The sequence below is a fragment of the Alteromonas sp. ABH2_165 genome (genome assembly GCF_056159945.1).
The window spans coordinates 1-271 of record NZ_JBSWWF010000046.1 but is presented as its reverse complement, the minus strand read 5'-3'; the positions used below and the strand labels follow the sequence as shown (position 1 = coordinate 271).

At 55.7% G+C, this 271-nt stretch carries 1 protein-coding gene; it reads left to right on the top strand.

Annotated elements, in window-relative coordinates:
• A partial coding sequence (locus ACXAFQ_RS20545; protein ID WP_474825226.1) for an Ig-like domain-containing protein occupies positions 1 to 271 on the top strand: 271 nt, incomplete at both ends.

Sequence of the window (271 nt, the reverse complement as noted above, 5' to 3'; positions counted from 1 at the left end):
TATCAGGCACCACCGATTTACCTGCCGGTGAAACCGTGTCGATCACAGTGACCGATGCTAACGGTGATGCCCAAACCTTCACGGCAACGGTACAGCCTGATGGCTCGTTCAGCGCAGACGTACCTGCGGACATGGCCGATGGTGCTTATACTGTTGAAGCCACCGCTACCGATGATGCGGGTAATGCCACTACGGCTACCGACAATAACGGCGAAATCGACACCGCTGCACCAACCATTACATTGGATGCGCAGACGACAGGTAACGACGC